Source organism: Planktotalea sp. (assembly GCF_039984035.1).
GTDB lineage: Bacteria > Pseudomonadota > Alphaproteobacteria > Rhodobacterales > Rhodobacteraceae > Planktotalea.
The window spans coordinates 1-7,818 of record NZ_JBDWVM010000374.1 but is presented as its reverse complement, the minus strand read 5'-3'; the positions used below and the strand labels follow the sequence as shown (position 1 = coordinate 7,818).

Below are 7,818 nucleotides of genomic sequence, written 5' to 3'. Positions count from 1 at the left end.
TATAATTTTTGACAATCAACAGGCAACCAGCAGGGCCAGTAACGGCGAGGATACCGGCCAACACTGCATCGACAGAGGGCGAGGCAAACACGTCGCCACACACCGCTGCTGTCAACATTCCTTTGCCCACGAACCCTGCATGCGCGGGTTCGTGACCAGATCCACCACCTGAGACCAAAGCCACCTTGGATTTGTCCCAGTCAGAGCGCACGACAACCCGAATATGAGGGTAGCCATCAAGGCGCGTCAGCTTGCCACCGGACGCCGCAATCGTGCCGTCGATAGCGTTGGTGACCATGTTTTCTTTTTCATTGATGAAATGTTGCAAAGCTTCTTTCCTCTTATGCGACACGAGCGCCAGAGGCGTCGAAGTAATATGGATTGTTCGGACGAATTTTGACGATGTCGCCGCCATTCAGGTTCGTATGTGCATCCGTCACGGTGATGATGTCATGGTCCTTGAAAACCAAGTGCAGACGCGTTTGATCGCCCAAGCGTTCAACACGGGTGACCATGCTGTCCTCGCCCTCTCCCTGAACGATGTGTTCGGGGCGCAGACCGATACTTTGCGCACCATTCGGCGCGCCAGCAAAGACATCTGCGGGCAGTAGGTTTATGCGTGGTTGGCCAAGGCGGCTGGCAGCGTAGAGGCTGATCGGGTTCTCATAGATTTCCCGAGGCGTTCCGAATTGAACCAGTTTGCCGTTGTCCAGAACGCCGACATGCGTCGCCATTGTCATGGCTTCGATTTGGTCATGCGTCACGTAGAGCAACGTCGCGCCAGAGTTGGCTTGGATACTTTTCAACTCTACCCGCAGATCAGACCGCAGTTTTGCGTCCAAAGAACTGAGGGGTTCGTCCATCAGATAAAGCGAAGGTTGGCGCACGAGCGCGCGGCCAATGGAGACACGTTGCATTTCGCCGCCCGAAAGCGCCGTCGCCTTATTGTCCAGCTTGTGACTGATCTGAAGCACCTCTGCGACTTCGCCCACCTTTTTGTTGATCTCATTCTGCGGTGTTTGCAGGATTGGTGATTTCAACGGAAACTCTAGGTTTTGACGAACCGTCAAATGTGGATAGAGCGAATATTGTTGGAACACCATTGCCACATCCCGTTGCGCAGGCGTTAACCCGGCCATATCGCGACCGCCAATAAAAACATCCCCAGTGTCGGGTTTATCCAGACCCGACACCATGCGCAGCGTCGTTGTTTTGCCCGCGCCTGTAGGGCCTAACAACACCACGAAAGAGCCATCTGGAATGGTCATCGTGACATTGTCCAAAGCGATGTCGTCTCCAAAGGATTTACTGATCCCTGACAGTGAAACTTCAGCCATGATTTAGAACCCTTTCGTTGGCAGCGCTCATCAATGCGTTGCCGCTGTCTGCATCAAAGATCGACACGGTTCGGGGATCGAACCGCAGGCCTGTCTTTTGGCCCAATCTGACAGGATCAGATGACGCGATGCGCGCCTTCACAGATCCATTTGCCGTCTCAAGCGTGATGATCTGTGTTGTTCCCAGATACTCAACGGCCACGACTTCGCCCCGATAGCTGGCGCTGTCATCCAAAGAGATGTGTTCAGGTCTGACCCCAAAGGTCAGCGCGCCATTTGCACCGTCTAGCATGCGCGGTATATCGAATGTGGCATCGCCGAATTTGACTTTTGTTTCGCCTGTTCCGACCATGCCGTGGAAGTTGAGAAAGTTCATCGAAGGTGATCCGATGAATTGCGCCACGAACTTTGTCGCGGGCCAATCATAGATGTCTTGTGGGACGCCAAATTGTTCAACCACCCCGTGGTTCATTACGACGATCTTATCCCCCATTTGCATGGCTTCCAGTTGATCGTGCGTTACGTACACCGTGGTCGCATTCATACGGTCATGCAGCGCGCGCAGCTCTTCGGACATGTGCTCGCGAAATTCCGCATCCAGCGCGCCCAATGGTTCATCCATAAAGAACGCCTTTGGATCCCGCACAATCGCGCGTCCCAAGGCCACCCTTTGACGGTCCCCGCCAGACAGGCCACCCACAGGACGATTTAGAATGTCGGTGATGCCAAGTATCTCAGCAATTTCACCGACTTTCTTTTTAACCTGCGCTTTGGGCATGCCCTGGCTGATCAGCGGGTAGCTGATGTTTTTGCCAACGTTCAGGTGCGGGTACAGAGCGAACATCTGGAAAACGAATGCAATATCGCGCTCGCTGGCAGGCTTCATGCCCACTTCTTCGTTGTCGATGAAAATCTCACCCGAGGTCGGAAGCTCCAGCCCTGCCATCATGCGCAGGGTCGTTGTCTTGCCGCAGCCCGAGGGGCCGAGGAGCATAAAGAATTCACCGTCTTCAATCGTGAAGGTCGAAGACTTCACAGCGTTGAACGATCCAAAATCCTTACGCACGTTTTCAATTCGTATTTGTGCCATGCGCTTACTCCGGAAAATGGCTGACGATGATGAACATCACCGTGCCAATGAGGGTGACAAGGAAGGAGTAGGTGTAGATCCCAAGGGCGAGTGGCTGCATCAACATGACGACGCCAAGTGCGATCAGGATTGAGGCCACCATTTCCCATGGACCGCGACGCAGTCGCAGCAGGCCATTGATAAAGTTGCTCATTTGCGTACCGCTCCGAATGTAATGCCGCGCAGAAGGTGTTTGCGCAAAAGCACCGTGAACACCATGACAGGGACGAGGAAGACCGTTGCGCCCGCGGCCACAGCAGGCCAGTCTTTTCCGTTCACACCGATGATATTTGGTATAAATGGCGGCGCTGTTTGGGCTGTGCCTGAGGTCAACAAGACGGCAAAGGCATATTCGTTCCAAGCAAAGATCAGACAGAAGATCGCGGTTGAAGCAATGCCTGTAGCCGCTTGTGGCAGCACAACTTTATAGAAGGCTTGGAACCGAGTGTAGCCGTCGATGAGCGCGGCTTCTTCATACTCGATCGGGATTTCATCGATGAACCCTTTCAAGAGCCACACGGACAAGGACAGGTTCACCGCGGTATAGAGTAATATCATCCCGAGGTGCGTGTCGTTGAGGCCGAGATTGCGGAACATCAGGAAGATCGGGATCGCGACAGCAATTGGGGGCATCATCCGAGTGGACAAGATGAAGAACAACAAATCGTCCTTGAGCGGCACCTTGAACCGGCTAAACGCATAGGCCGCCATTGTGCCCAAGATCATGCAAAGCGCTGTTGATCCAAAGCCGATAATCACCGAGTTCAAGAAGCGTTCGCCATAGCGTGAGGGGCCAGAGATGACCGTGCCCCGTTCGCGCACGATTTTGTCATACCATGTGGTCGCTGGCCCTGCGTCCTCAAGCATTTGATCGGTTGCCCGTGTCCGGTCTGTGAAGAGGTTCACATAGCCTTCCATTGTTGGTTCAAAGAACACTTTTGGCGGATAGGCGATGGAATCTGCAGGCGATTTGAAGCCCGTCGCGATAATCCAAACAAGGGGGATCAGCGTGATGACGGCGTAAAGGACCACGGCGGTTCCTGCGAACCATTTGGTGCCTTTTGTGGGTTCTGTGACGGAAAAACTCATCTGTCTTTTACCTTATTGAGTGCTTTCACATAGATCGACGCAAGGCCGAACACGGTGACAAACAGGATGACCGCATAGGCAGAGGAATATCCGGTGCGCCATTTTTCAAACGCCTCACGCTTGAGATCGATGGAAGTGAGCGTTGTGGTGTTGCCCGGTCCGCCGCCCGTCAGTTGAACCACCAGATCGAACATCTTGAAGTTCTCGATCCCGCGGAACAGGACTGCCAGCATCAGGAATGGCAGAGCCATCGGAATGGTGATCGTCCAGAATTGGCGCCATTTGCTCGCACGGTCGCATTCGGCCGCTTCATAGATGCTGTCGGGAATGGAGCGCAGCCCCGCCAAACAGATCAACATCACGAAAGGCGTCCACATCCATGTGTCGGCAATAATGATCGCCCAAGGGGCCAGATGCACGTCGCCAATCATCGAAAACCCAGCAGGATCGCCGCCTGTGAAGAAGGTAATGACATAGTTAAACAAGCCGATTTGCGGCTGATACAGGAACGTCCAGAAGTTGCCGACGACTGCGGGCGAGAGCATCATTGGAAAGACGATGATCGTTGTCCAAAGGTCGTTGCCCTTGAATTTCTTGTTGATGAGGTATGCCAGCGTGAAGCCGATGAGAACTTGCAACAGGATGGTCCAAATCAAGAAATGCGCTGTCGCTTGCATCGTGTTCCAAACGTCAGGATCGTTCAGGATGCGTTCATAGTTGCGCAAGCCTACCCATTCGACGTCTTTGTTCGGACGGTTCACGCGGAAATTGGTAAAACTTAGCCGGATCGTCCAAATCAGCGGAAAGATATTGACGGCGAGTAACAAAAAGATGGTTGGCGCTACAAATATCCACGCGATGGCGCGGTCTGATAAGCCCCTGATCTTTCTGGCTACTCCATCAGGCGTATGTTGCGCCGCCTTCTGAATGGGAGAGGATGTCATGTTTTAGGTCCTTCAAGACAGGTCAAAGCGCCCGTCTGAAAACAAGTGTGAGCGTAAAGCCCCCAGCCACACGAATTGGCTGGAGGAAGGACGGACCGCTTCGAAAACCGGTCCGACTGGGAGGATTTTAGAGTTTGCCTTCGTCTTCGAAGACTTCGATCCAGTCACGGACAAGACCATCAAGCGCTTCTTGTGCAGTGCCTTCGCCAGCGATGACGTAGTTGTGCATGCGCTCTTGCATCGCGATCAGAAGATCGGCGTAGGCAGGCTCTGCCCAGAAGTCTTTCACGATTGCCATAGAGTCCAAGAAGGTTTGAGCGTAGGGCTGGCTTTCCGCAAAGCCCGGGTCTTCAACAACAGCTTTGAGCGCTGAATATCCGCCGAGTTCCCACCATTTCGCCTGAATTTCCGGCTGTGCGAACCACTGGATGTACTCAAGTGCCGCGTCTTGCTTTTCTGAGTAAGACACAACAGAGATGCCCTGCCCGCCCAACTGCGCAAACTGACCCGCTGGACCTGCTGGGTTCGGGAAGTAACCCGATTTACCGCCACCGACGGTTTCATCGGCTTCGACGCCTGGCCAAACAAAGGCAAAGCCCATAGACATCGCAACCTGACCAGAGCGGTAGGCATCAATGTTTTCGCCCATATACCAGTTGGACGATCCCGGAGGTGTGCCAACTTCATAAAGCTCTTTGTAGAACTCAACGCCTTCGACGGCGCCCGCAGAGTTTACAAAGCCCTCAAGATCGTAGGGTTTGTCAGGGTTCTCATAGAGGAAACCGTAGTTGTACAGGGCGTTAGTGATGCCCATTGTGATGCCTTCAGAGCCGCGCTCTGTGTAGAGCGAAGCACCGTAAACGGTAGTTCCGTCGATATCGCGACCTTGGAAAAAGGCGGCGATGTCCTTCAGCTGTTCGAGTGTCTTTGGCGCATCGAGCTTGTAGCCATGCTTTTCCATGAACTCGGATTGTAGCTCAGGACGTTCAAACCAATCTTTGCGGTAAGACCAACCGACAACATCACCAAACGCGGGAAGCGCATAGTAGTTCGGCGTATTCTTGGGCCACTCTGAATATCCCGTCACAGTCGCAGGAATAAAATCGTCCATTGAGATGCTATTGGCATCAAAGAAGTCGTTTAGTTTGACGTAGTGGCCATTCTCAGCGCCGCCGCCGATCCATTGGCTGTCACCGATCATTAGATCGCAAAGTTGACCGCCTGAATTCAATTCATTCAGCATACGGTCCGCAAAGCTGGGCCAAGGCACAAACTCAAAGCTCATGTTGTGCCCGGAGTTTTCCTCAAAGTCTTTGCTCAATTCAATCAGAGCGTTCGCAGGGTCCCAAGCAGCCCAGCAGAGGGTCAAATCTTCTGCAACAGCCGCAGTTGAAAAGCTCGTCGCCACGATCGCGCCAACCGCGACAGACGTCATCATCTTCGTATTCATCCGGAATTTTCCTCCCATTTGGATTTCCCGCTGTGTCCCCTCGCCACGACTCAGCGCACCACAGTCCTAATTGAGGCACGTGCATCATTGCAACATTTTTTTGAGACACGTGCCTCAAAAAATGCTACAGCACTCAAAACAACAGGGAATATTTTAAGGTCGCCGCCTCTATTGCGACCAAGCAAATGTTTGATAAGATGAACAAAACTGAGACAAAGACACTCGAACCGATTATGCTTCGACCCACCACAAAAGATCTCGCGAAGGAAGCTGGCGTCAGTCGAGCAACGGTCGACCGTGTGCTGAATGGCCGGGATGGCGTGAAGCAAAAAACCGTGGATCGCGTGAATGAAGCGATCAAAAAGCTCGGCTTTGTTCGCAATATTCAGGCCGCCAATCTCGCCAAATCGCGTAAATACCGCTTTGTCTTTGCCCTGCCCCGCTCGGGTGATCAGTTTTTGGAAGAAATCAACCGACATATTGAAGAAGCCGGATCAACCTTTGCGGAGGATTTGGTATGGTGCGATGTGCATCGGATCGATGAAAACGACCCCCATAGCATTACTGCATTCCTCGCTACGCTTGATCCAACCGTGACGAGCGGCGTCGCGATCATGGCGCCCGAATCTCCACAGGTGCGCGATGCGATCTATCGTCTTGAAGAAAAGGGCGTCGCCACCCTGCCCTTCATATCGGATCAAACGACGAGCAAGGATCACTGGGTCGGCATGAACAACCATTCTGCGGGCGCCACGGCGGCAAACCTGATTGGGCGGTTTAGCAATGCCAACAGCGGATCGATTATGATCATCGCCGAAAGTACGCAGTCGCGAGACAGTTTAGAGCGACGACTGGGGTTTGATGCGGAAATCAACAAGAATTTCCCAAATCTACAAGCGCTTCCGTCGCTAGAAACCTACGGAAACGTTGAGCGCGCGCAGGAAATTATCGAAAATACGGTTCGAAATAATGCGGACCTGATCGGCGTTTACGTGATGTCGTCAGAGGCCCGCCCCCCGCTTACGGTGGTGAACGAGTTGGCTGGCACGTCTGATCTTGTGAAGATTGCCCACGAACGGACCCCATTTACGGAATCCGCGCTCAACGCTGGACATCTGGATGCTATCATCGCGCAAGACCCCGGGCATTTGGTCCGCAGCGCTGTGCGTAAACTCAAAGCGACGGTAGACGGACGCCAAGCGAAAGGATCGCAGGAACGCATTCGCGTTGAAGTTATCCTGCGCACCAACCTGTAACGGCCTTACTAACGAGCCGCCCATGAGACAGCTCTCCACCAAACGTCTGTGAATTAGTGCAACACACACCGACGTGCACGGGCGCCGCCGCGGCGAACTGGGGCAGGCAAAACATGGCTGGCTTCACGTAAATATCCGACAAACAGACCAGCCGCGCTTGCGGCATTTGGCATGGCCTCCAGATGCAGTAACGCTTGCTTGGCCTCGCGCGCAGGGCTGCTGGGGGTCGGCAGGCTCATCGCCCACTCCAAAATCCCCGCTTTTGCAGCGTTCTGGCGCGCGTCCTCATCGCCCTCAAATTCTTCTAAAGCCTGATAAATTCGCAGCACTGTCATCGTATTCCTTCCCCACACCCCGTGGCGCATCAGTTGTGCAGGCGAAAGAAGCAAAAGAGACGCGGGCCAACGGCAGCAGGCGCAAATCTCCCTGCTCCGCCACCCGCGGTTTCGGTCGTCATTAAGGCTGGTTTCCGGGCTCGGAGCGAGTGATCGTTTCTCAACAACCGCGATCTAGCGCCTTCCCAAAACAGATTTTGCTTCAGTGGCCTTGCTTGATCTCTCGCCCACACCGTTGCGGGGGCAGCGCTGGGTTTTCACCAGCTTCCCAATTCTCC

General features: G+C 53.7%; 9 protein-coding genes and 1 riboswitch. Of the genes, 1 reads left to right on the top strand and 8 read right to left on the bottom strand.

Going from position 1 to position 7,818, the window contains the following annotated elements; translation table 11 throughout:
• From ABJQ89_RS16595 to ABJQ89_RS16565, 7 genes are all read right to left on the bottom strand, one after another.
• On the bottom strand, positions 1–328 hold a 328-nt coding region (locus tag ABJQ89_RS16595), incomplete at its 3' end, for a dihydroxyacetone kinase subunit DhaK (protein WP_348497270.1).
• Between the two features lie 13 nt (positions 329–341).
• Positions 342–1,337 carry an ABC transporter ATP-binding protein gene (locus tag ABJQ89_RS16590; protein WP_348497269.1) on the bottom strand — a complete coding sequence of 332 codons (996 nt, stop codon included), beginning with the start codon at positions 1,335–1,337 and terminating at the stop codon, positions 342–344.
• Complete coding sequence (locus tag ABJQ89_RS16585) at positions 1,330–2,427, bottom strand: ABC transporter ATP-binding protein (RefSeq protein ID WP_348497268.1); 1,098 nt, start codon at positions 2,425–2,427, stop codon at positions 1,330–1,332. The genes ABJQ89_RS16590 and ABJQ89_RS16585 overlap by 8 nt, the downstream gene beginning before the upstream one ends.
• A 4-nt stretch (positions 2,428–2,431) precedes the next feature.
• Entirely contained in the window at positions 2,432–2,620 is a 189-nt protein-coding gene (locus ABJQ89_RS16580; protein ID WP_348497267.1) for a hypothetical protein, read from the bottom strand.
• On the bottom strand, positions 2,617–3,555 hold the full coding sequence (locus tag ABJQ89_RS16575; RefSeq protein WP_348497266.1) for a carbohydrate ABC transporter permease: 939 nt from the start codon (positions 3,553–3,555) through the stop codon (positions 2,617–2,619). The genes ABJQ89_RS16580 and ABJQ89_RS16575 overlap by 4 nt, the downstream gene beginning before the upstream one ends.
• A complete protein-coding gene (locus ABJQ89_RS16570; RefSeq protein ID WP_348497265.1) occupies positions 3,552–4,499 on the bottom strand; it encodes a sugar ABC transporter permease in 948 nt (315 codons plus the stop codon). The genes ABJQ89_RS16575 and ABJQ89_RS16570 overlap by 4 nt, the downstream gene beginning before the upstream one ends.
• Positions 4,500–4,626: 127 nt before the next feature.
• Positions 4,627–5,949 carry an extracellular solute-binding protein gene (locus tag ABJQ89_RS16565; RefSeq protein WP_348497264.1) on the bottom strand — a complete coding sequence of 441 codons (1,323 nt, stop codon included), beginning with the start codon at positions 5,947–5,949 and terminating at the stop codon, positions 4,627–4,629.
• Positions 5,950–6,146: 197 nt separating this feature from the next.
• Between ABJQ89_RS16565 and ABJQ89_RS16560 the strand changes: the two genes are divergently transcribed.
• A complete protein-coding gene (locus tag ABJQ89_RS16560; RefSeq protein ID WP_348497263.1) occupies positions 6,147–7,205 on the top strand; it encodes a LacI family DNA-binding transcriptional regulator in 1,059 nt (352 codons plus the stop codon).
• 53 nt (positions 7,206–7,258) lie between these two features.
• Here ABJQ89_RS16560 and ABJQ89_RS16555 read toward each other — a convergent pair whose 3' ends face one another.
• The gene (locus ABJQ89_RS16555) at positions 7,259–7,540 is read right to left on the bottom strand and encodes a hypothetical protein (RefSeq protein ID WP_348497262.1); all 282 of its coding nucleotides are present in this window, start codon (positions 7,538–7,540) and stop codon (positions 7,259–7,261) included.
• A 107-nt stretch (positions 7,541–7,647) separates the two neighbouring features.
• Positions 7,648–7,818, bottom strand: a riboswitch (cobalamin riboswitch). This riboswitch is flagged as partial in the annotation.